The organism is Rhizobacter sp. Root1238 (assembly GCF_001425825.1).
In the GTDB taxonomy this organism is placed as follows: domain Bacteria; phylum Pseudomonadota; class Gammaproteobacteria; order Burkholderiales; family Burkholderiaceae_C; genus Rhizobacter.
Map to the genome: position 1 here is coordinate 25162 of NZ_LMDM01000011.1, position 23556 is coordinate 48717.

18 protein-coding genes and 1 tRNA gene are annotated in these 23556 nt (G+C 70.5%); 8 read left to right on the forward strand and 11 right to left on the reverse strand.

What is annotated here, in order from left to right; all coding sequences use genetic code 11:
- Positions 1–9: 9 nt before the first annotated feature.
- Together ASC98_RS10785 and ASC98_RS10790 are read right to left on the reverse strand one after the other, a co-directional pair.
- The gene (locus ASC98_RS10785; protein WP_162249299.1) at positions 10–2514 is read right to left on the reverse strand and encodes an ATP-binding protein; all 2505 of its coding nucleotides are present in this window, start codon (positions 2512–2514) and stop codon (positions 10–12) included.
- A gap of 226 nt (positions 2515–2740) precedes the next feature.
- A tRNA-Gly gene (locus ASC98_RS10790) sits at positions 2741–2814 on the reverse strand.
- Between the two features lie 72 nt (positions 2815–2886).
- On the opposite strand from ASC98_RS10790, the gene trmB reads away from it, so the two are divergent.
- The gene (gene trmB / locus ASC98_RS10795) at positions 2887–3579 is read left to right on the forward strand and encodes a tRNA (guanosine(46)-N7)-methyltransferase TrmB (RefSeq protein WP_082542041.1); all 693 of its coding nucleotides are present in this window, start codon (positions 2887–2889) and stop codon (positions 3577–3579) included.
- On the opposite strand, the gene ASC98_RS10800 is transcribed toward trmB, so the two are convergent.
- Together ASC98_RS10800 and apbC are read right to left on the reverse strand one after the other, a co-directional pair.
- Positions 3580–3831, reverse strand: a complete 252-nt coding sequence (locus ASC98_RS10800) for a hypothetical protein (RefSeq protein ID WP_157598040.1) — start codon at positions 3829–3831, stop codon at positions 3580–3582.
- A gap of 9 nt (positions 3832–3840) precedes the next feature.
- Positions 3841–4932 (reverse strand): iron-sulfur cluster carrier protein ApbC, encoded by a 1092-nt coding sequence (gene apbC, locus ASC98_RS10805; protein ID WP_056809317.1) that lies wholly within the window; start codon positions 4930–4932, stop codon positions 3841–3843.
- A gap of 101 nt (positions 4933–5033) precedes the next feature.
- Here apbC and metG point away from each other — a divergent pair, with 101 nt between their 5' ends.
- Positions 5034–7079, forward strand: coding sequence for a methionine--tRNA ligase (gene metG / locus ASC98_RS10810; protein WP_056809319.1), 2046 nt, complete (start codon positions 5034–5036; stop codon positions 7077–7079).
- Positions 7080–7106: 27 nt separating this feature from the next.
- Here metG and ASC98_RS10815 read toward each other — a convergent pair whose 3' ends face one another.
- Positions 7107–7892 carry a fused MFS/spermidine synthase gene (locus ASC98_RS10815; protein WP_056809321.1) on the reverse strand — a complete coding sequence of 262 codons (786 nt, stop codon included), beginning with the start codon at positions 7890–7892 and terminating at the stop codon, positions 7107–7109.
- A 110-nt stretch (positions 7893–8002) separates the two neighbouring features.
- Here ASC98_RS10815 and ASC98_RS10820 point away from each other — a divergent pair, with 110 nt between their 5' ends.
- The 6 genes from ASC98_RS10820 (at position 8003) to panC (ending at position 12560) form a co-directional block, all read left to right on the forward strand.
- The gene (locus tag ASC98_RS10820) at positions 8003–8674 is read left to right on the forward strand and encodes a hypothetical protein (RefSeq protein ID WP_056809324.1); all 672 of its coding nucleotides are present in this window, start codon (positions 8003–8005) and stop codon (positions 8672–8674) included.
- Between the two features lie 51 nt (positions 8675–8725).
- Positions 8726–8926, forward strand: coding sequence for a DUF3460 family protein (locus tag ASC98_RS10825; protein WP_056809325.1), 201 nt, complete (start codon positions 8726–8728; stop codon positions 8924–8926).
- 36 nt (positions 8927–8962) lie between these two features.
- Positions 8963–9802: a ScpA family protein gene (locus tag ASC98_RS10830; RefSeq protein ID WP_235581224.1), complete on the forward strand. Its 840-nt coding sequence runs from the start codon at positions 8963–8965 to the stop codon at positions 9800–9802.
- Between the two features lie 80 nt (positions 9803–9882).
- A complete protein-coding gene (gene bioB, locus ASC98_RS10835; protein ID WP_056809328.1) occupies positions 9883–10875 on the forward strand; it encodes a biotin synthase BioB in 993 nt (330 codons plus the stop codon).
- On the forward strand, positions 10872–11705 hold the full coding sequence (gene panB / locus ASC98_RS10840; RefSeq protein ID WP_056809329.1) for a 3-methyl-2-oxobutanoate hydroxymethyltransferase: 834 nt from the start codon (positions 10872–10874) through the stop codon (positions 11703–11705). The genes bioB and panB overlap by 4 nt, the downstream gene beginning before the upstream one ends.
- 21 nt (positions 11706–11726) lie before the next feature.
- On the forward strand, positions 11727–12560 hold the full coding sequence (panC, locus tag ASC98_RS10845) for a pantoate--beta-alanine ligase (protein WP_056819933.1): 834 nt from the start codon (positions 11727–11729) through the stop codon (positions 12558–12560).
- A gap of 171 nt (positions 12561–12731) precedes the next feature.
- On the opposite strand, the gene ASC98_RS30285 is transcribed toward panC, so the two are convergent.
- From ASC98_RS30285 to ASC98_RS10880, 6 genes are all read right to left on the reverse strand, one after another.
- A complete protein-coding gene (locus tag ASC98_RS30285; protein ID WP_157598041.1) occupies positions 12732–13349 on the reverse strand; it encodes a hypothetical protein in 618 nt (205 codons plus the stop codon).
- Between the two features lie 162 nt (positions 13350–13511).
- Positions 13512–14375 carry an alpha/beta fold hydrolase gene (locus ASC98_RS10860; RefSeq protein ID WP_056809337.1) on the reverse strand — a complete coding sequence of 288 codons (864 nt, stop codon included), beginning with the start codon at positions 14373–14375 and terminating at the stop codon, positions 13512–13514.
- 11 nt (positions 14376–14386) lie between these two features.
- Entirely contained in the window at positions 14387–15112 is a 726-nt protein-coding gene (locus ASC98_RS10865; RefSeq protein WP_056809339.1) for a serine aminopeptidase domain-containing protein, read from the reverse strand.
- Positions 15109–21657, reverse strand: a complete 6549-nt coding sequence (locus tag ASC98_RS10870) for a non-ribosomal peptide synthetase (protein ID WP_162249300.1) — start codon at positions 21655–21657, stop codon at positions 15109–15111. The genes ASC98_RS10865 and ASC98_RS10870 overlap by 4 nt, the downstream gene beginning before the upstream one ends.
- Complete coding sequence (locus tag ASC98_RS31065) at positions 21654–22568, reverse strand: DMT family transporter (RefSeq protein WP_056809343.1); 915 nt, start codon at positions 22566–22568, stop codon at positions 21654–21656. Before ASC98_RS31065 ends, ASC98_RS10870 begins: the two co-directional genes overlap by 4 nt.
- A 2-nt stretch (positions 22569–22570) precedes the next feature.
- Entirely contained in the window at positions 22571–23503 is a 933-nt protein-coding gene (locus tag ASC98_RS10880) for a DMT family transporter (RefSeq protein ID WP_056809346.1), read from the reverse strand.
- Positions 23504–23556 lie beyond the last annotated feature (53 nt).

The following is a 23556-nucleotide window of genomic DNA, read 5'->3' on the forward strand; positions in this document are numbered from 1 at the left end:
GGACGATTGTCAAGGATGGACGGGCAAGGCGCCCGGCGCGTTGGCGGCCGCTTCATCCATCAGCCGGGCGACATCGGCCAGGAAGCGGTCCACCGCCAGTGGCTTGGTCCAGTACTCGTCGGCGCCGAGCTCGCGGGCGCGCGCGACTTCTTCCGGCATCGCGCTGGCAGACAGCGCCACCACGCGCAGGCGGCAGGTCGATGCGTCCGCCTTCACGCGGCGCAGGACTTCCAGCCCGTCGATGTCCGGCAACTGCATGTCCAGCAGCAGCAGGTCGGGCTGCAGGCTGCGCGCCAGCTCGAAGCCACTCGCGCCGTCATGCGCGCGCACGAAACGCAGGTCGGCCCAGCGGGCCAGGATCTGCTCGACGAGGAGCGCATTGACGTCGTTGTCCTCGACGTACAGCACCGTGCCCCGCGGCGCCACCGGCGCGGCCTGCGGCAGCGGACGTTCCGGCGCGCGCGGCACCGGCTCGACGCGCGGCAGCGACACGCTGACGCGCGTGCCGACACCGAGCCTGCTGTCGACGCCGATGTCGCCTTGCATCAGCCGCAGGAGCTGGCGGGTCAGCGCCAGGCCGATGCCGGTTCCTTCGATGGCCCCGCGCTCGCGCCCGAGCCGGTTGAACGGCTCGTACAGGTGGGACAACTGGTCCTGCGTCATCCCGAGCCCGGTGTCCTCGACCAGCAGGTGGACCCATTCGGTCTCCACGCGCAGCGAGACGTTCACGACCCCGCCCGGCCGGTTGTACTTCACCGCATTGGAAAGCAGGTTCAGGACGACCTGGCGCAGCCGCGTCGGATCGGCGCGCACCCCGACCGGCGCGCACTCGCCGTAGCCCGCCACCAGCGACACCGCCCGTCCGTCGGCGGCGCCGCGCGTCATCTGCATCGCTTCGTCGAGCACCGGCAGCAACGCGAGCGGCTCCGCCTGGACAGCGAGGTGGCCGGCCTCGATCCGCGACACGTCGAGCACGTCGTTGATGAGCGTCAGCAGGTGCCACCCTGCCTGTTGCAGCAGGTCGAGTTGCGTCAGCTCCTGCGGTGTGAGGCGCTGCTGCGCCCCCTGGCGCAACAGTTCGGCGAAGCCGAGCACGGCGTTCAGCGGCGTGCGCAGTTCGTGGCTCATGCGCGACAGGAATTCGGTCTTGGCGCGGCTCGCCGATTCGGCACGGGCCAGCGCCTCGCGCACCTGCTGGGCCTCGTGCAGGTCGGTGATGTCGAGGCTCATCACCAGCAGGCAGGCCTCGCCCATGTAGTCGATCGGCTCGGCGTTGAACAGCTCGTGGGTCGGCCGGGCATCGCCGCGGTGCACGCGCATCATGCGGTTGCGCACCCGGCCGTGGCTCTGCAGCTCACTGTAGAAGGCCTCGCGGTCCTCGTCGCTCAGCCGTGCCGCGAGTTCGACGGTCTGGCGCCCCAGCATCTGCTCGCGCGTCATGCCGATGGCGGCACAACAGGTGTCATTGGCCGCGAGCACGCGCCGCTGCGCGATGGAGAGGATCGTCGACGACACCGGCGCCGCATTGAACAGCAGCTGGAAGCGCTCGAGGCCGGCCTGGACCTCGCGCTGCGCCAGCTCGCGCTCGTGCTCGCGGTCGATCGCATCGAGCGCGAGCGAGATGTCGCCGACCAGCTTGTCGAGCAGCTGCATCAACGGCTCGTCGAAGAAGCCGGTATGGCCCGCCGCCAGCATCAGGACCCCGTCGACGCCGCCCCGGCGATGAAAGGGCAGCCATGCGAACGCATGCACGCCGTGCGCCACCGCCTGGTCGCGCCACGGCGCCGCCCGCGGGTCGTTCTGGTAGTCGTTGCTGGTGATCGGCCGGCCGCCGCGCAGCGCCTGCACCGTGTAGGAGCCCTGCGCCCGGGGCTCGCTGGTGTCCCACGGCTGCGGAATGCCGGCGAGGATCTCGGCCGCCGGCCCGGCCGTCGCGCTGCGGTGGGCGAAGACGCCGTCGAGCACGTACACGCAGGCGACGCGCGCATGGCCCGCTTCGACGCAGATCTGGCAGATCGCCTCGAACAGCCGGGGGCGGTCCTTGATGCGCGTGATCGCCTGGTTGGTCCGCGACAAGGCGTCGTAGAAATGCGCCATCCGCTGCATCAGCGCGTGCGCCGAACTGGAGCGCCTGTCTTCGCGCAGCAGGAGAGCCGCCGGCAGCGCCATCGCCAGGGCGAGCGTGGCCGGTCCGAGCGCGGTGCCCTGGATCAGTGCGGCGTCGGCTCCGGATCCGGCGGCGAAGCCCAGCCAGCCCGCGCTCGACAGCGCCGCGGCGGCCAGCAGCGCGTGGCCCGACCCGCGCTCGCGCCACGCTTGCACGGCGCAGAGCACGCCGAGCGACGCGTCGAGGCATGGAGCCGCCCAGCGTGCGAACGCCGCAGGGGTGAGCGCAAGGATGAGGGCCGGACCGATCAACGCCGCCTTCGTCGCACTGCGCTGGCCGAGGTAGTCGGCGATCGCCCACGCGATGAGCGCACGTGGCAGCAACACGAACTCCGTCGGCAGAGGCATCGGCCACCCCAGCGTGGTCGCGGCGGCCAGCGCAGATCCGGCTGCAGCCGGCAGCAACCACAGGTGGTGTTTGCGTCGCCAGATGACCCAAAGAAGCGCCGCGACGATGGCAAGCGCGATGGCGACGACTTCTGGCACTCCCGGCGGACGGTACATCGGAGTCCCCCATGACCGGGGCGATGGTAGAGGTCGCCGAGCGGCGTGTACAGCCGGACCGCGGGATCGGTGGAGCGGGTGAAGGGAATCGAACCCTCGTATGAAGCTTGGGAAGCTGCCGTTCTACCATTGAACTACACCCGCAGCGGGGCGGATTCTAGCGCGTGGTCGGGCACAATTCGGCCCCCTGCCTCCCGGCATGCTTGCCGAATTGCCATGACCGCCCCCACCGATCCCACCCTCCCGCCGCGCGGCATCAAGAGCTTCGTGCTGCGCGCCGGCCGCATGGGTCCGGGCCAGGTGCGCGCGATCGAGACGCTCGGCCCGCGCTACCTGGTGCCGTTCTCGCCGCAGCGCTTCGACCCGCAGGCCGCGTTCGGCCGCAGCGCGCCGCTGGTGCTGGAGATCGGCTTTGGCATGGGCGACGCCACCGCGGCGATCGCGCAGGCGCTGCCCGGCACCGACTTCCTCGGCGTCGAGGTGCACACGCCGGGCGTCGGTGCGCTGCTGAAGCAGATCGGCGAGAAGGAGCTCACGAACCTGCGCATCGTCCAGCACGACGCGGTCGAGGTGCTGGAGCAGATGGTGGCGCCCGGCTCACTGGCCGGCGTGCACGTGTTCTTTCCGGACCCGTGGCACAAGAAGAAGCACAACAAGCGCCGCCTGATCCAGGCGCCTTTCGTCGCGAAGCTCGCCGCGCACCTGGCGCCCGGCGGCTACCTGCATTGCGCGACCGATTGGCAACCCTATGCCGAGCAGATGCTGGAGGTGCTGTCGGCCGAGCCCATGCTGGCCAACACCGCCGAGGGCTACGCGCCGAAGCCGGCCTACCGGCCGCTGACCAAGTTCGAGAACCGCGGCCTGAAGCTAGGCCACGGGGTCTGGGACCTGGTGTTCACGAAGCGCTGATCAGCCCTGGGTCGGCGCCGACGCCGCGCGCGGCGGCACGAAGGGCCCGGGGTCGACGCAGGGTGCGGGCTTCTTCGCCGCGACACCCGACGCCGCCGGCCCGTAGCTCGGCGCCCGCTGCCCCGCCTTGCACTGCTGGAAATCCTGCAGCTTGCGCGCCCACGCGGCACGAGCCGCGCCCTCGTCCTCCGGCGTCGCGGCCCAGGCAGCGGCCGTGATCCAGGCCATCGCTGCGACAAGCATCCAGCGCATGCGCAATCCTCAGGTGGTCTTCGAGATCGAGATGGTCGGGAACTTCGACGAGAAGTCCTTGCTTCGCTGCGCGATCTTCGCCGCCATCTGGCGCGCGATCGCCTTGTAGAGCCCGGCGGTCTCGCCGTCGGGATCGCTGACCACCGTCGGCTTGCCCGAATCGACCTGCTCGCGGATGGCCAGCGCCAGCGGCAGCGCGCCGAGGTAGTCCATGCCGAACTCGGCCGCCATCTTCTTGCCGCCATCGGCGCCGAAGATGTGCTCCACGTGGCCGCAGTTGCTGCACACGTGCACCGCCATGTTCTCGACGATGCCCAGGATCGGCACGCCGACCTTCTCGAACATCTTGATGCCGCGGCGCGCGTCGATCAGCGCGATGTCCTGCGGCGTCGTGACGATCACCGCGCCGGTCAGCGGCACGCGCTGCGAGAGCGTCAGCTGGATGTCGCCGGTGCCGGGCGGCATGTCGACGATCAGGTAGTCGAGGTCGCCCCAGTTGGTCTGCCGCAGCAGCTGCTCCAAGGCCTGCGTGGCCATCGGGCCGCGCCAGACCATCGCGTTGTCGCGCTCGACCAGGAAGCCGATCGAGATCACCTCGACGCCGTGGTTGCGCATCGGCTCCATCGTCTTGCCGTCGGCGCTCTCCGGACGGCCTTCGAGGCCCATCATCATCGGCTGGCTCGGCCCGTAGATGTCGGCGTCGAGGATGCCGACCTTCGCGCCCTCGGCGGCCAGCGCCAGCGCCAGGTTGGCCGCGGTCGTGCTCTTGCCGACGCCGCCCTTGCCCGAGGCCACCGCGACGATGTTCTTCACGTTCGGCAGCAGCTGCACGCCGCGCTGCACCGCGTGGGCGGCAATGCGGGTGGCGATCTCGACGTCGACCTTGCCGACGCCCGGCAGCGTGCGCACCGCCTGCTGCAGGCTCTCGCGCAGCGCCGCGTGCAGGCTCTTCGCGGGATAGCCCAGCTCCAGCTCGAAGCTCACGTCGGCCCCCTGGATGCGCAGGTTCTTCACCTGGCGGCCGCCGACGACGTCCTTGCCTGTGAGCGGGTCGTTGACGGCTTGCAGAGCGGCCAGAACGGCGGATTCGGTGATGGTCATGGGTGACAGGCGGGTGGCGGCCGGCAGTCTAGCCCACACCCCTTCTCCCTCGGGCCAGCGCGCCTAGAATCGACCCTCCCCCGCCGACCCGGACGCCTCCGATGACCCGCAAGCTCTTCGTCACCACCGCCCTGCCGTACGCCAATGCGCCGTTCCACATCGGGCACATGATGGAGTACGTCCAGGCGGACATCTGGGTGCGGTTCCAGCGCATGGTCGGCAACGAGGTGCACTTCGTCTGCGCCGACGATGCCCACGGCGCGCCGATCATGATCGCCGCCGAAAAGGCCGGCAAGACGCCGCAGCAGTTCGTCGCCGAGATCGCGGCCGGCCGCAAGCAGTACCTCGACGGCTTCAGCATCGGCTTCGACAACTGGCACTCCACCGACGGCCCCGAGAACCACCAGCTCGCGCAGGAGATCTACCTCGCGCTGCGCAAGGAGGGCCTGATCGCCGAACGCACGATCGAGCAGTTCTTCGACCCCGTGAAGGCGATGTTCCTGCCCGACCGCTACATCAAGGGCGAGTGCCCGCGCTGCGGCACCAAGGACCAGTACGGCGACAGCTGCGAGAACTGCGGCGCCGTCTACGCCCCCACCGAACTGAAGAACCCGTACTCGGCGCTGAGCGGCGCCACGCCGGTGCTGAAGAGCAGCGCGCACTACTTCTTCCAGTTGTCGTCGCCGCGCTGCATCGAGTTCCTGAAGGACTGGACGCACACGCCCGGCCGCCTGCAACCCGAGGTGCTGAACAAGATCCGCGAGTGGTTCGCGGTCGACGAGCACGGCCACGGCGGCCTGGCCGACTGGGACATCAGCCGCGATGCGCCGTACTTCGGCATCCGCATCCCCGACACCGACGACAAGTACTTCTACGTCTGGCTCGACGCACCGGTCGGCTACCTCGCGTCGCTGAAGAACTACTTCGACAAGACCGGGCGCGACTTCGACGCGTTCTTCGCCGACCCGGCGGTCGAGCAGGTGCACTTCATCGGCAAGGACATCACCTACTTCCACACGCTGTTCTGGCCGGCGATGCTGCATTTCAGCGGCCGCAAGACGCCGGACCACGTCAACGTGCACGGCTTCATCACCGTCAACGGCGGCGAGAAGATGAGCAAGAGCCGCGGCACCGGCATCTCGCCGCTGAAGTACCTCGAGGTCGGGCTGAACCCCGAATGGCTGCGCTACTACATCGCCGCCAAGCTGAACGCGAAGGTCGAGGACATCGACTTCAACCCCGACGACTTCATCGCCCGCATCAACTCCGACCTGGTCGGCAAGTACATCAACATCGCGAGCCGCGCCGCCGGCTTCCTCAGCAAGCGCTTCGACGGACGGCTGTCGTCCGACCTGGGCGTCGAGGGCCGCTCGCTGCTCGACGGCCTGCGCAACCACCGCCGCGCGATCGAGGAGCTGTACGAGGAGCGCGAGTACGGCAAGGCGCTGCGCGAGGTGATGCTGCTGGCCGACCGGGTGAACGAATACGTCGACCAGAACAAGCCGTGGGACCTGGCCAAGAAGGCCGGGCAAGAGGCGGTGCTGCACGACGTGTGCAGCACCTGCATCGAGGCCTTCCGCGTGCTGACCATCTACCTGAAGCCGGTGCTGCCGACGCTGGCGGCGCAGGTCGAGGCCTTCCTGAAGCTCGAGCCGATGGTGTTCGCCGACGCGGCGCGCGCGATCGGCGGGCACACGATCGGCGACTACAAGCACCTGATGCAGCGCGTCGACCCGGCGCTGCTCGACAAGCTGCTCGAGCCGCCGGTGATCGAGCTGCCGCCGCCCGGTGGCGAGCCGCTCGCGCCCGAGATCAAGATCGACGATTTCGCGAAGGTCGACCTGCGCATCGCGAAGATCGTCGCCTGTGAAGCCGTCGACGGCAGCGACAAGCTGCTGCGGCTGACGCTCGATGTCGGCGAGGCGAAGACGCGCAACGTCTTCAGCGGCATCAAGTCGGCCTACAAGCCCAAGGACCTGGTCGGCAAGTACACCGTGATGGTGGCCAACCTGGCGCCGCGCAAGATGAAGTTCGGGCTCAGCGAAGGGATGGTGCTGGCGGCCTCGCATGCCGACGAGAAGGCGAACCCGGGCTTGTATGTGCTGGAACCGTGGCCGGGTGCGACGCCTGGGTTGCGGGTGAGGTGAGCACGGCTCGACGCCGCGTGGGCTCCCTCAGCGGCGGACGAGCGGCTTGCCGTTGGAAAGTGCGGTCTGCTTCAAGGCAGGATCCGTCGAGATGCGCCTGAACGCGTCCGCCAGGACCGGCCAGCCGGCTGACGCGAGGCCGGGCGGGCACCTCAGGGCGCCCGGCGCCGGTCGCAACCCCGCACGGCTCGCGAACACCACGCAGTTGCTGCGATCGTCGTCATGCACCACGAGCGGCTCGTGGCCGAAGCTGCGCCCGATGCGCTCCAGCCACACCGGCTGCTCGGCATGGTTGGCGTGCAGGTTGGCCGCCAGCACGCCGGTGGGCTGCAGCGCATCGGCGCAATCGTCGTAGAAGCGCTGCGAGCACAGCTGCCGCGGCAGGCCGTGGCGGTCGAAACCGTCGACCAGCAGGGCGTCGTAGCGCACCGCCGTTTCACTGACGAAACGCGCTCCGTCGACCAGCAGCACCGACAACCGGTCGTCGTCCGGCGGCAGGTGGAACCGATCGCGCAACGCAATCACCTGGGGGTTGATCTCGGCCACGTCGAGCCGCGTGCGGCGCAGGTGGCGGTGGCAGAACTTGGCAATCGAGCCGCCACCCAGCCCGATCATCGCAACGCGCCTGGGCGCCGCGACGAACATCAGGAAGCCCATCATCAGCTGCGTGTACTGCAGGTCCAGCGCATGCGGGTCCAGCAGGCGCATGCGGCTCTGGATCTCGGCATCGGAGAACTGCAGCACCTGCGCATCCAGCGTGGCACGCACCAGTGGCGGGCTGTCGTCGGCGGTCGGTGAATCGGGAGGGGCCATCGGGCGCCGTGGCAAAGTGGGCTTTTCCCCATCATAGGGGGGATGTTTCGGCGCCCCGGCCCCGCTATGCTGCCGCGAAACATTCAGTCACTCGATGAGGGAGAAGTTCCGTGAGTTTCCTGGACGACCTGAAGCGCCAGGCCGATGCGCTGAAGTCAAGGCAGACGATAGACACCGCCACGCTGGCCCGCAACGCTGCGCTGGTCGAAGCCGCCTGCAAGACCACCTGGCATTACTGGATGGACCTCGCGCAGCAGCTCAACGTGCTGCTGCCGACGGCGCCGGTGCGTTTTTCGCTCGACAAGGTGACCGCGCTCGAAGGCCTGAAACGCTGCGATTTCCGGGTCGACGCCCGGCGCAAGCAGCACCGCGGTCACGAGGTCTTCGACCATGTGGTGATCCATGCGCAGCAGACGAGCGGCCGCAAGCTCACGCTGAACAAGGACTTCCCACCCGAGATCGAGCGCCTGGAGTCCCGGCTGCGCCAGGCCGGCATCGCCGCTGAAACCGAATGGATCCGCCACCCCGACAACGGCCGGCTGGAGCAGGTGCGCTTCAGCTTCATCGCCGACGTGGTGCTGACGCTGCGGCTGCTGCCCGACCACGACGAAGGCAAGCTGGCTTTCCAGCTGATGAACCTGGACGGGCTGGAGACCGTAACGGCCACGTTTGCGGCCTTCCAGGTGACGTCGGCGCTGCTCGATCAGCTGGCGCGCGGGGTCGTCGGCGAGCCAAACGATTTCCTGAAGCTGGCCGAGAGCGTGCGCCGCGTGGAAGCCTGATCGGCGAGCCCGGCTAAAATCCGCCCTCCTCCCGCTCACCTGGCCCCGACCATGCCGCTCTTCTGGAAAGCCTACAAGTCCGACACCACCTCGTTCATCGAGGAGCTGAAGGCCAAGGACCCGACGCTGCCGGACCGGATGCTGCAGGGCCGCCAGCTGCTGTGGGACAAGCCGGTCGACCGCGACGCCCTGAAGGAGTCCCGCGAATCCCAGGTGCCGCAGCAGCCCTACGTCTACCAGACCGGGCACTGATCCGGGCCGGACCGCGACACCGAACGGATTCTCCCCGTGAGCGAAGACGCCCTGGCGCAGGCCGCGCCCGATGCGGCAGTGCCCCATGTGGTCGACCACGTCGCAGTGGCGCGCCTGTATGGCGAGCCGCTGTTCACGATGCCGACCGACCTGTACATCCCGCCGGATGCGCTGGAGGTCTTCCTCGAGGCCTTTGAAGGCCCGCTCGACTTGCTGCTCTACCTGATCCGCAAGCAGAACTTCAACATCCTCGACATCCCGCTGGCCAGCGTGACGCGCCAGTACCTGGCGTATGTCGAACAGATCCGCAAGACCAACCTCGAGCTCGCCAGCGAATACCTGCTGATGGCGGCGATGCTGATCGAGATCAAGTCGCGCATGCTGCTGCCGCCGAAGAAGGCCGCCGAGGGCCAGGAGCCCGAGGACCCGCGTGCCGAGCTGGTGCGCCGGCTGCTGGAGTACGAGCAGATCAAGCTGGCCGCGGCCGGGCTCGACCGGCTGCCGGTGCTGGGCCGCGACTTCCTGCGCGCGCAGGTGACCATCGAGCAGTCGCTGACGCCGCGTTTCCCGGACGTCGAGATCGACGAGCTGCGCGCCGCCTGGGCCGACATCCTGAAGCGCGCGAAGCTGAACCAGCACCACACGATCACCCGAGAGGAACTGAGCGTGCGCGAGCACATGAGCATCGTGCTGCGCGGGCTGCAGGGCCGGCGTTTCGCGATGTTCGAGGAGCTGTTCGACCTGACCCGCGGCCCGCAGGTGCTGGTGGTGACCTTCATCGCGATGCTGGAGCTGGCGCGCGAGCGCTTGCTGGAGATCACGCAGGCGGAAGCGTTTGCGCCGATCTACGTGCGGCTGGCGTACCAACCCGCCTGAGGTGCCGCCCCGAATTGGCCTGACCAATTTGGGGCTGCGGGGCGTTTAGACTGCGCCACCTTCACTGCCCGACCCCGCGCATGACGATCCACGAAGCCCCCGTCCACCTCGTGACCCGCGCCGCCCCCCAGGCCGCGCCGACCGACCGCTGGCAGGTGGCCGACATCGAGGCCTTGTTCGAGCTGCCGTTCACCGAGCTGATGTTCCGCGCGCAGACCGTGCACCGCGAACACTTCGACCCGGCCGAGGTGCAGCTGTCGACGCTGCTGTCGATCAAGACCGGCGGCTGTCCCGAAGACTGCAGCTACTGCCCGCAGGCCGCGCGCTACGACACCGGCGTCGAAGCCGGCAAGCTGATGGAGACCGAAGCGGTGCTCGACGCCGCGCGCCGTGCGCAGGAAGCCGGTGCGTCGCGCTTCTGCATGGGTGCCGCGTGGCGCGGCCCGAAAGACCGCGACATCGAGAAGGTGGCCGAGCTGGTCGCCGCGGTGAAGTCGCTGGGCCTCGAGACCTGCGCGACGCTCGGCATGCTGGAAGACGGCCATGCCGAGCAGCTGCAGAACGCCGGCCTCGACTACTACAACCACAACCTCGACACCGCGCCGGAGTTCTACGGCGACATCGTGCGCACCCGCCAGTACCAGGACCGCCTCGACACGCTGCAGCGCGTGCGCGGCGCCGGCGTCAAGGTGTGCGCCGGCGGCATCGTCGGCATGGGCGAGACGCGGGCGCAGCGCGCCGGCCTGATCGGCGCGCTGGCCAACCTCGACCCGTACCCGGAATCGGTGCCGATCAACAACCTGGTGCAGGTCGAAGGCACGCCGCTGCACGGCACGGCGCAGCTCGACCCGCTGGAGTTCGTGCGCACGATCGCGGTGGCGCGCATCACGATGCCGAAGGCCCGCGTGCGGCTGTCGGCCGGGCGCCAGGCGCTCGGCGAGGCGGTGCAGGCGCTGTGCTTCACGGCCGGCGCCAATTCGATCTTCTACGGCGACAAGCTGCTGACCACCGGCAACCCCGACGTGCAGGCCGACCGCGCGCTGCTCGACAAGCTGGGGATGCGGCCGGCATGAGCAGCCACCCGGTCCTCGACGCCGCGCCCGGCCGCAAGGCGATGACGCTGCACCGGTTGCGCGAGATGCACGCCGCGCGCGAGCCGATCGCGATGCTGACGTGCTACGACACCAGCTTTGCGCGGCTGCTCGATGCCGCCGGCGTCGACTGCCTGCTGGTCGGCGATTCGCTCGGCATGGTGCTGCAGGGCCAGCCGAGCACGCTGCCGGTCACGCTGGACGAGATGGCGTACCACACGCGCTGCGTCGCGCGCGGCAACCGCGGTGCGTGGCTGATCGGCGACCTGCCGTTCGGCAGCTACCAGCAGGGGCCGGCGCAGGCGCTGGCCAGCGCGACGGTGCTGATGCAGGCCGGCGCGCAGATGGTGAAGCTCGAAGGCGGCGGCTGGACGACCGAGACGGTGCGCTTCCTGGTGGAGCGCGGCATCCCGGTGTGTGCCCACCTGGGGCTGACGCCGCAATCGGTGCATGCGCTGGGCGGCTACCGCATCCAGGGCCGCAACGACGACGCCGCGGCCACGCTGCTGCGCCATGCGCGCGAGCTGGCCGATGCCGGTGCCGCGATGCTGGTGCTGGAGCTGATGCCGGCGGCGGTGGCGAAGCAGATCACCGATGCACTCGACATCCCGGTGATCGGCATCGGTGCCGGCGTGGCCTGCTCGGGCCAGGTGCTGGTGCTGCACGACATGCTCGGCATCACGCAGGGCAAGCTGCCGCGCTTCGTGCGCAACTTCATGGACGGCAGCGCGGCCATCGGCGACGCGATCACGCGCTATGTGGCCGACGTGAAGGCCCGCCGCTTCCCCGACGACACGCTCCACGGTTATTGACGCTTTCAGGTTGCTCAAGCGATGAAGACAGTCCACACGATCGCCGACCTGCGCGCGGCCCTCGGCACGCCCGGCGCGTGCGCCTTCGTGCCCACGATGGGCAACCTGCACGAGGGCCACCTGGCGCTGGTGCGGCATGCGAAGCGGCACGGGCTGCCGGTGGTGGCGAGCATCTTCGTGAACCGGCTGCAGTTCGCGCCGCATGAAGACTTCGACCGCTACCCGCGCACGCTGACACGCGACAGCGAACTGCTGCAGGGCGCCGGCTGCGACATCGTCTTCGCACCCGACGAGCGCGAGCTGTACCCGCAGCCGCAGAGCTTCAAGGTGGTGCCCGATGCGGCACTGGCCGACATCCTCGAAGGCCACTTCCGGCCGGGCTTCTTCACCGGCGTGTGCACGGTCGTGATGAAGCTGTTCGCCTGCGTGCAGCCGCGCGTCGCGGTGTTCGGCAAGAAGGACTACCAGCAGCTGATGGTGATCCGGCAGATGACGCGGCAGTTCGCGTTGCCGATCACGATCGAGGCGGGCGAGACGAGCCGGGCGGACGACGGGCTCGCGCTGTCGTCGCGCAATGGGTACCTGGGTGCGGCGGAGCGGGAAGAGGCGGTGGCCTTGTCACGCAGTTTGCGGGCGTTGGCGGAAGGTTTTGCGACAGGCGGCCAGCCGCTCGCGCAACTTGAGCTGGCCGCGATGTCGGCACTCGCCGCGCGCGGCTGGCAGCCGGACTACCTGACGGTGCGGCGGCGTGCCGACCTGCTGCCGCCCGGGAGCGGCGACAAGGCGGGCGCGCTGGTCGTGCTGGGCGCGGCCCGGCTGGGGCAGACACGGTTGATCGACAACCTGGAGTTCTGAGTTCGCCGAGCGCCTCGATCGATCATCGCGTATCGAATTCGATACCGAAGCGCATGGCAATGGCCCGACGCGCAAGATGCCGAACGCGCTCTGCCGTCAGCCTGAGACTTGCCAAGGCCGCCAGCGCGGCGAGGTTCCGCGACGGCGCACTCAGCAAGTTCGGGCTGCGAGTCAATCCCTTTGCATCGACGCCAAGGTCACGGCGTAGTGAAGGGCCTTCAGCGCTTGGTCGTACTTGCCCGGTGACGATTCGCGAAGAGCGTCGTGCGCATCCGAATCAAAGGTGCTCAGCGCGTTCGCCAACGACGCATCGAGCGTCGCTTGGTCTTCCTGAGACATCGTCGATCCGCTTTTCCCAATCTGCGCGGAGATGCGGTCGATGCTCTTGGAGATCACGTGGACGACTCCCTTTTCCGCGACCACATCGTCACGCCGACCCATCGCTTTCTTCTCGGCTTCGATGAAGTCAGTGCAATTCTCGAGAGCCTGGGTCCGATTGCTCTGCGAGGACTTCGTCGGGGCGCTTGTCGATGCTGTGTCTTGGGAGAATTTCGGAGCCTCGTGGGCAGGAACCGACGCGGGGGTGATGTTCTTCGCCTTGCGATACGACTTCACCGCATGCTCGTTGGCCTTCGTCGCGATGACTTTTGCTCGTGATTCCGAGAACAGCTTGACGACATGAATGTTGGCTGCGTACTTCGTCCGCTTGAAATCGGCTTGCCATTCGACCAACTTCGGCCGGGCCCATTTCGTGACTGCTGACTTGATACTCGATGCTGCTGCGTGCATTTCGACTCCGGTGTGTAGAGGTGAGACAACGCCGCTCTGCTGAGACTCACTCGTGGTGCGTCGCCTTGGGAGTCGGCCGACATCAGTAACCGAAATGGCACTGAGGTTCGCCCCGCGGCAGAGAAAGGAAGCTATGGATGCTGTCGCGTACCTTCGTACACCTCAGGCCCCCGCCGCCACCCACCCCACGATCCCCCCGATCACCCGCTCCCGGTTCACCTCCGCGGTGAAGGTGTGATCCGTGTCGTCGTGGTACTCCAGTTGCAGCCGGTCGCCGAACGGCACCTCGGGGAACGCGTCGATCAGCTGCTCGCGGTAGTTGTGGCTGTCTTCGCGCTCGCCCGTCAGCACCGCCAGGAAGCGGTTGCCGGAGCGGTGCGCCGCCGCGTAGGCGTTCGACAGGAAGGCCTTGGCCTCGGGCGAGTTCACGTCGGCCCGCGGGCCTTCGTCAGGCCCGTCCGCAGGCCCCGCCCCCCCCATGCGCTGCCCCAGCGCCTGCCACAGCGGGTGCTTGCCCCGCGCGATGTTCATCCAGCTGCTCAGCCGCGTCGCGCGCCGCGCATAGTGGTTCAGGTAGTAGCGCGGCGTGTGCGGGATCGACGGGTCCAGCAGCACCAGGCCCGTCACGCGCGCATCGCGGCCTGCATAGACCACCGCGTGGTCCGCGCCCGAGCACAGCCCGACCAGCACGAAGCGCCTGAAACCCCGCGCTGATTCCAGCGTGTCCAGCGCCTCCTTGATGTCGGCCAGGCTCGCGTCCAGCAGCCCGAGCCCGTCGTCGCGCGGCTCGCTGTCGCCGATGCCGGAGAGGTCGAAGCGCACCGCATCGATCCCCTGTTGCGACAAGCGCCGGCACAACTGCACCGTCATCCGGTTCGCACCGACGCGGTGGATGATTCCCGAGTTCAGCACCACCACCGCGGGCCGGTCCGGCGTTGCAGCCGTGCCGTCCACCGCCGGCGTCACGATGCCCACCAGCGCCTTGCGCGGCCCCATCAGCAGCACCTGTTCCGTCACGTTCACCATCGGTGTTCCCATCAGCTCCACCACTGCGCAATGCGCTGCAACACCTTCACCGGCACCGCGCCGGCCCCCGAATGGTGATCCTCCAGCCAGGCGGGCTGGCCCTCGACCTGCTCGACGGGCACGGCACCGATGACCTCGCCCGGCACCGACCGAACCACCAGCGTGCGTGCCGGCAACTCCGCATGCGGCAGCACCAGGCCTCGCAGCTCCGCCGCCATCGCCCCGCCCAGCGCGAAGCCCATCACCTCGTGCCCGCCGCCGTGCGCCGGGGGGCGCGCCGGCGCATCGGCCAGCAGTTCCTTCAGGTAGCCCTCGCCCAACACCACCGGGTCCCACAGCACCAGGCTGTCGACGTCCTTGCGCCGGCGCGCCGCGACGCCCGCGGCCAAGCTGCCGCCCAGCCGCAGCCCCACCAGCCCGACGCGCGCCGCATCGGTCGTGTCCTTCAGCTCGTCGATCGCCGTCTCGATGTCGGCCTGCCAACCGGCCAGGCTCGCGTCCAGCATCTCGCCGGCCGAATCGCCGGTGCCGAAAAAGTCGAAGCGCAGCACATGCACGCCGGCCTGGTTCAGCAGCGTCGCGAGCTGCTTCATCGCGCGGTGGGCACGCAAATATTCCTGGCCCCACGGCGGGCACAGCAGCACGGCCTTGCTGCCGCTGCCGGCCGCCGACGCCCGCGCCGGGCTGTAGACACCGAACAGCCGCCGTTGCCGGGTGCCGAAGAAGAAAGGATTCATGTGCTGGGCAGGTGATCTGAAACATGCGCGGCGCCCGCTGCCGCGATCTGGCGAAGGTTCTGGAAGAAGAGCACGCGTGGATCCATGCGCCAGCCGGTGCGCTGCTCCACCGCCAGCGCGACCCGCAGCGACAGCAGCGAATGCCCGCCCAGTTCGAAGAAGTTGTCCTCGGCGCCCACCCGCTCGATCTGCAGCGTCTGCTGCCACACATCGGCCAGCAGCCGCTCCAGGCCCGGGGCCGGCGGTTCATACGCCGCCACCGGCGCGGCGTTGCGGAACGGGTCCGGCAGCGCCGCCCGGTCGACCTTGCCGTTCGGCGTCAGCGGGATCGCATCGAGCGCGACCACCAGCGACGGCACCATGTAGTCCGGCAGCTCGCGCCGCAAATGGCGCCGCACCTCGCTGACGGTCAGGTCCTCGCCGGGCTGGTAGACGACGTAGGCCACCAGCCGCAGGTCGCCCGGCCCGGCCTCGCGCGCGATCACCACCGATTGCCGCACCGACTCATGACCCGCGAGCACCGATTCGATCTCGCCCAACTCGATGCGGAAGCCGCGGATCTTCACCTGGTGGTCGATGCGCCCCAGGTGCTCCAGCCGCCCCTGCGCGGTCCAGCGGCCGAGGTCGCCGGTGCGGTAGAGGCGCGCGCCGGGCTGCGTGGAGAACCGGTCGGCGACGAAGCGATCCGCCGTCAGCTCCGGCCGCCGGTGGTAGCCGGTCGCCACGCCCGCACCACCGATCCACAGCTCGCCCGGAATGCCGGCCGGCTGCAGCTCGCCGGCCCGGCTCAGCACATGCACCTGCGTGTTGTCGATCGGCCGGCCGATGGTGATCGGTGCGCCGCCGCCGGTGACGCGTTCGGCGGTCGACCAGATCGTCGTCTCGGTCGGCCCGTACAGGTTCCACAGTTCGCCGACGCGGGCCAGCAGCGCATCGGCCAGCTCGCGCGGCAACCCCTCGCCGCCGCACAGCGCGCGAAAGCCCGGGCCACCGGTCCAGCCGGCTTCGAGCAGCAGCCGCCAGGTGGCCGGCGTCGCCTGCAGCACCGTCGTGCCGCTGGCCGCCAGCGCCGCCGCCAGCGCGACACCATCGGCCGCCGTCTCGCGCGGCAGCAGCTCGACCCGCGCGCCCACCAGCCACGGCAGGTACAGCTCCAGCCCGGCGATGTCGAACGACACCGTGGTCACCGCGGCCAGCACATCGGCGGCCTGCAGCCCCGGCTCGCGGCGCATCGAATGCAGGAAGTTCGCGAGCGCGCCGTGCGGCACCACCACGCCCTTCGGCCGGCCGGTCGAGCCGGAGGTGTAGATCACGTAGGCCGGGTCGTCGGGCGCGGGCGCGCTCGCGAGGTTGTCCTCGCTGCCGGCGCCCAGCGCGACCGCATCGGCCAGCACGTCCAACAGCTGCACCCCCGGTGGCAGCGCGATGCCGTCGGCCGCATCGCCGCCGGCCACCAGCACCGTCGCGCCGCTGTCCTCCAGCATGTAGGCGAGCCGCTCGGCCGGGAAGCCCGGGTCCAGCGGCAGGTACGCGCCACCGGCCTTCTGCACGCCGAGCAAGGCCACCACCAGCGCGAGCGAGCGCTGCAGGCACACGCCGACCAGCTGGCCCGGGCCCACGCCCATCGCGCGCAGCCGGTTGGCCACGCGGTTCGCGCGCGCGTTCAGCGCCGCATAGGTGAGCGACGCGCCTTCATGGCGCACCGCCTCGGCCGTCGGGCTGCGCACGACCTGCGCCTCGAACAGGCGCGGGTAGACGTCGTTGGCATGCGCGGCCGCGGTGCCGTTCATCTCGACGAGCAGCCAGCGCTGCTCGTCGGCCGTCAGCATCGGCAGCGTCGCGAGCGGCGTGGCCGGTGCCAGCACCAGCGATTCGAGCAAGGCCCGGTAGTGCCCCGCCATGCGCCGGATCGTCGGCTCGTCGTACAGCTCGGTTGAGTATTCGAACAGCACGCTGCCGCTGACGGCCGCCTCGATGTACAGCCCCAGCTCGAACGGCGCCGCGGCGCGGTCGATCGCGACCGGCTCCCACTGCAGCCCCGGGAACTCGATGCTGCTCATCGGCGCGTTCTGCAGCGTGAACAGCACCTGCGCGAGCGGCGGCAGCGCCGGGCCGCGCAGCGGCCGCAGCTCTTCGACCAGCTTCGCGAACGGCAGCTCCTGGTGCGCATAGGCCTCCAGCGCGGTCGTGCGCACGTTCGCCAGCAGCTCGGAGAACGGCAGGTCGTCGCGGCAGGTGCTGCGCATCACCAGCGTGTTGATGAAACCGCCGACCAGTCCCTCGACCTCGCGCTGCTCGCGGTTGGCGATCGGCACCGCCACCGCGATGTCGGCCTGCCCGCTGTAGCGGTGCAGCAGCGTCACGTAGGCGGCGAACAAGGTCATGAACAGCGTGCAGCCGTGCGCGCGGCTGAAGGCCTCGAGCGACGCGATCAGCGCCGGCGGCAGCACGTCGGCATGCCAGGCGGCGCGGTCCGACAGGATGGTCGGGCGCGTGTGGTCGGTCGGCAGCAGCAGCGGCGCGACGCCGTCGAGCTGCCGCCGCCAGTAGCCGAGCTGCGCCTCCAGCACCTCGCCCTGGAAGCGCTCGCGCTGCCACACCGCGACGTCGCGGTACTGCACCGCCAGCGGCGGCCAGGCCGGTGCCGCGCCGCGGCGGAACGCCGCATAGGCCTCGGCCAGCTCGCGGCCCAGCACGCCGTATGACCACTGGTCGCCGGCGATGTGGTGCATCGCGAGCAGCAGCAGGTGCTCGTCGTCGGCGACCTGGGCCAGCAGCGTGCGGAAGACCGGGCCGTGGACCAGGTCGAAGTAGGCGCGCGCGGTGTCGGTGGCCAGCGCAATCGCCGCCTCCTCGGCCTGCCGGCCCTGCGCGCGCAGGTCGTGGAAGGGCAGCGCGACCGGCTGGTGAGGCTGCACCGTCTGCATCGGCCGGCCGTCGACCATCGCGAACGTCGTGCGCAGCGTCTCGTGGCGCTGCACCAGCGCATCGAGCGCCCGCTCCAGCGCGGCGCGGTCGAGCACGCCGTGCAGCCGCAGCGCGACCGGCATGTTGTAGGCCGAGCTCTCCGGCGCCAGCTCGTGCAGCAGCCACATGCGCTCCTGCGCGAACGACAGCGGCGTCGGGCCGTCGTCGGCCAGCCGCAGGATCGCCACGCTCGCCGCCGCCGGCGCGCGGCCGGCCTCGATCGCCTGCGCCAGCTCGTGCAGCACCGGCCGCTCGAACACCGTGCGCAGCACGAAGCCGCGGTCGAAGGCCTGCCGGATGCGCGCCGTCACCTGCGTCGCGAGCAGCGAGTGCCCGCCCAGTTCGAAGAAGTTGTCGTGGCGGCCGATCTCGGCATCGCCCAGCCCGAGCACGTCGCGCCAGATCGCCGCGAGGCCCGGTTCGACATCGCCCCGCGGCGGCTCGATGCGCCGAATGGCCGCCGCCGCCAGTCCTGCCGGCGCCGGCAGCGCCTGGCGGTCGACCTTGCCGTTGCCGGTCAGCGGCAGCGTCGGCAGCGCGACGAACGCGGCCGGCACCATGTAGTCGGGCAGCCGTTCGCGCAGCGCCTGCTTCAGCGCGTCGACCTCGGCGGTGCCGGCGACATACGCGACGAGCCGCTGGTCGCCCGGCACGTCCTCGCGTGCCAGCACCGCGCTCTCGCGCACGCCGGGCTGCTGCGCGAGCAGCGCCTCGATCTCGCCGAGCTCGATGCGGAAGCCGCGGATCTTCACCTGGTGGTCGATGCGGCCGAGGTACTCCAGCTCCAGCGCGCCATCGCCGGCACGCACCCGCCAGCGCGCCAGGTCGCCGCTGCGGTACAGCCGCTCGCCGGGGTGGAACGGGTCGTCGACGAAGCGCGCCGCCGTCAGCTCGGGCCGGTTCAGGTAGCCGAGCGCCAGGCCCGGCCCGCCCACATACATCTCGCCGGTCACGCCGACCGGCACCGGCTGCAGCAGCGCATCGAGCAGCCGCACGCGCAGGTCGGGAATCGGCACGCCGATCACGCTGCCGGCGCGCGCGTCGACATCGGCCCGCGCGATCGGCCGGTACGTCACATGCACGCAGGTCTCGGTGATGCCGTACATGTTGACGAGCCGCGGCTGCGCGTCGCCATGGCGCTCGAACCACGGCCGCAGTGCCTGCAGCTCCAGTGCCTCGCCGCCGAACACCACCTCGCGCAGCGCGGTCTGCCGCGGCGCGCCGCTGTCCACGTCGGCCTGCACCAGCTGGCGGAACGCCGACGGCGTCTGGTTCAGCACCGTGACGCGCTCGTCGTGCAGCAGCTGCAGGAAGGCCTCCGGCGAGCGGCTCACCGCCTGCGGCACGACCACCAGGCAACCGCCGTGCGCCAGCGCGCCCCACAGCTCCCAGACCGAGAAGTCGAACGCGACCGAGTGGAACAGCGTCCACACGTCCTGCGGGCCGAAGTGGAACCAGCCGGCGGTCGCGCTGAACAGCCGGTCGACCGCGCGGTGCGTCAGCAGCGTGCCCTTCGGCTGGCCGGTGGAGCCGGAGGTGTAGATCACGTAGACCAGGTCGTCGGCGCCGACCGCGCTCGCCGGGTTGCCGGCCGGCGCGTCGGCGAGCGTCGGGTCGTCGAGGCACAGCGTCGTGCCGGCGTGCCGCGGCAGTTGCGCGAGCAGCGCCGTCTGCGTCAGCATCACCGGCGCCTGTGCATCGCCGAGCATGAAGGCGACCCGCTCGGCCGGGTACGACAGGTCGATCGGCAGGTAGGCGCCGCCGGCCTTCACGATGCCGAGCAGGCCGACCACCAGCGCGATCGAGCGCTCGGCGCACAGCCCGACGCGCGTGCCCGCTGCGACGCCCAGCGCCTGCAGCCGGTGCGCCACCTGGTTCGCGCGGCGGTTCAGCTCGCCGTACGACATCGAGATGCCGTCGCAGCGCAGCGCGGTCGCGTCCGGGCTGCGGGCGGCATGGGCCTCGAAGCGATGGTGGATGGGCCGCACGTCGGCGGCCACCATGGCCACCGGCGGCAGCACCGCCGCACGCTCGGCGGCGTCGAGCAGCGGCAGCCGGCCGATCGGCATCGCCGGGTCGGCAACGATGCCGTCGAGCAGCACGCGGTAGTGCGCCCACAGCCGCGCGATCGTCGCGCGGTCGAACAGCACGGGGTTGTACTTGAACGCGCCCGACAGCGCATCGCTGCGGTCGATCAGGCCGAGCCCGAGGTCGAACTGGCCTTCCTGCTGCGCGATCGCATACGGCACGACGCGCCAGCCGGCGAAGTCGACCGGCACGTCGCTCGCACCGGCGACCAGCAGGTCGTTGAGCTCGCGGAACTGCTCGAAGCGCTGCAGCACGAACATCGTCTCGAACAGCGGCGAGCGGCTCGCATCGCGCACCGGCTGCAGGCGCTCGACCAGCAGCGACAGCGGGTACTCCTGCGCGTCCAGCGCTTCCAGCAGCGTGCCGCGCACCTGCTGCATCAGCTCGCGGAACGGCAGCCCGGCATGCACGCGCGAGCGCAGCGCCACCGGGTTCACGAAGTCGCCGATCACGCTCGCGAATTCGGGCTGCGTGCGGCCGAAGGTCGGCGTGCCGACGATCACGTCCTCGCAGCCGGTGTGGCGGAACAGCAGCGCCTTGAACGCGGCCAGCAGCAGCACGTACAGCGTCATGCCCTCGTCGCGTGCCAGCTGGTTCAGGCGCGCGGTGGTCGCTGCGTCGACATGGAAATCGAAGCTCGCGCCCTGCCCGCTGCGGCGCGGCGGGCGCGGCCGGTCGGGCGGCAATTCGACCTCGGCGCGCGGCGCGGCGAGCTGGCGCGTCCAGTACGCGGCGAGCTGCTCGCCCTGCGGGCCGGCCAGCATCGCGGCCTGCCAGTCGGTGTAGTCGGCGTACTGCAGCTCGACGCGCGGCAGCCCGGCCGGCGCGCCGCCGCCGGCTTCGACGAGCAGCGCGCGAAACTCTTCCAGCAGCATCAGCAGCGACCAGCCGTCGATCGCGATGTGGTGCATCGCGAGCAGCAGCACCTGGTCGTCGGCCGCGCGGCGGTACAGCGCGCTGCGCATCACCGGGCCGCGCGCCAGGTCGAACGGGCGGCGGGCGTCGGCGTCGATGCGCTGGCGCAGCGCGGCGTCGTTGACGCCGGCCGCGTCGTGCACCTCCAGCACCGCGGTACCGGCACCGGCGATGCGCTGGCGCGGCAGGCCGTCGATCACGTCGCAGGTGGTGCGCAGCACCGCATGCCGGTCGACCAAGGCCTGCAGCGCCTGGCGCAGCGCGGCCTCGTCCACCGGCGACAACACGCGCAGCGCGAACAGCACGTTGTAGGCCGCGCTGTCGGGTTGCTCCTGGTGCACGAACCACAGCGCCTGCTGCGGGTGCGACAGCGGCGCGATGCGCTGCTGCTGCGCCGCCTGCGCGCGCAGCGCGGCCAGCACCTCGTCGCGGCGCGCGCCGATCTGCGCGCGCTGCTCGGCCGACAGCGCGCCCTGCGGCGCCCGGAAGCGCAGCCGGCTGCCCTCGAACCACAGCAGCACGCCTTGCGCGGCCAGCGCGGACAACAGGTCGGTCACCGGAGTCACTTGAGTCACGTCGCAGGGGTCCTTTCCAGTGCGGATTGCCACAACCACAGCGCCAGCAGCGCGAGCGCGATCCACACCGCGCCGAGCAGGTCGCGGTGCGTGAACGCCTCGCCGGCGGCGCCCCATTCCACCAACGCCATGCACAGCAGGTGCACATGCAGCGTCGGCGCCACCTGCGCGACCGGCGCGCGTTCGCAGGCCCGGTCGAGCGCCCACAGCGCCAGCAGCCCGACGGTGCCGATGCCGGCGAGCAGCGCCGCGTCGTGCAGGTTGGGCATCACCCAGACGAAGGGCATCAGCGGCGTCAGCAGCGCGAACACGCCGAGCGCGGTGAAGAACAGGTTGGCCTGCACCGGCTCGTCGCGCAGCGCGCGCGTCATCACGACGTAGATGCTGAACGACAGCGCCATCACGAGCGGCAGCACCGCACCGGCCAGCGACCGCGGCAGCGCCGGCTCGGCCATCACCGCGGCCACGCCGCTGCCGATCGCCGCCACCGCCCACACCCAGCGCGGCACGCGCTCGCCCAGTGCCAGCCGCGCAAAGCCCAGGACCATCAGCGGCGCCACCCAGAACAGCGCCCACACCGTGCCGGGCCGGTCGCCGGCTGCGAGCGACAACGCGAAGCTGGCCGGCATCACCAGCATCAGCAGCGAGCGCGACAGCTGGAAACCGAGGCGCCGCGTGCGCCACAGCCGCGACGGCGCACGCCAGCCGACGAGCAGCCCCAGGCAGGCCAGGTGCACCGCATAGCGGCACCACACCACCTGCATCAGCGAATAGTGCAACTGCAGCCGCGCGCCGAACACGCCTTCGACGACCGCCCAGGCGAGCGCGAACAGCGCCAGCAGCAGCATCGCGCTGCGGCCCGGCGCACGCTGCGCGAGCGAGGCCACGGGGTGCAGCGGCGCGACGTCCATCGTCACGGCCTCGTCTCGTCGTCCAGCGGCACCGGGCCGGTCGCCGGTTCCAGCCGCATCGGCGCGCCGATCGGCGCGCGCGGTGCCGGCAGGTCGCGCGCGATCGCGGCGCGCCACAGCGCGAGCGCGATGCCCCCGACCATCAACAGCCCGAGCGCGATGCGCAGCGACGGCAGGTGCCCGCGCACCGCCAGCGACACCCCCGTCAGGCAGGCCACGTGCACATACAGCGCCGGCGCGATCCACGGCAGCGGCGCGCGGCGCAGCGCCTGCTCCAGCAGCCACAGCGCGGCAAAGCCGACGACGCCGAGCGCGGCGAACACCAGCGCGTCGTGCAGCGTGGGCGTCACCCACACGCCGGGCAGGAAGGGCAGCACGCCGACCAGCCCGCCGAGGCCGACCCAGAACAGGTTGGTCATCGCCGGCTCGTGGCGCAGCGAACGCGTCAACGCGAGGTAGCCGGCGAAGGCCAGCCCCATCAGCAAGGGCACGACCGAGGCCTGCAGCGTCGGCGGCCGCGCCGGCTCCAGCATCGCGACCGTCGCGCACAGCCCGGCGGCCGCGGCGACCCACAGCAGCAGCGGCGCCTTCGACAGCAGCCAGCCGCGCGCCAGCAGCAGCGCGAACACCGGCGCGACCCACAGCCCGGTCATCGCGAGGTGCGGCGACGCGCCCTGCAGCACCGCGACGCCGAACGACAGCGGGATCGCGAGCATCAGCAACGCTCGCACCAGCTGTGCCAGCGGACGGCCGGTGCGCCACAGCGGCGTCCCGCTTCGCCAGCCCCACACCGCGCCCATCAGCGCGAGCTGCAACGCGAAGCGGCAGCCTTCGATCTGCAGCACGTCGTAGCCGCCCTGCAGGCGGCTCGCGATCAACTCCAGCACGGCCCAGACTGCCGAGAACGCGAACGCGAACAGTAGCCCGGATGCCAATCCGGGTCGGCGTGACCGGGGACCCCGGATTGGCATCCGGGCTACGGGATCAC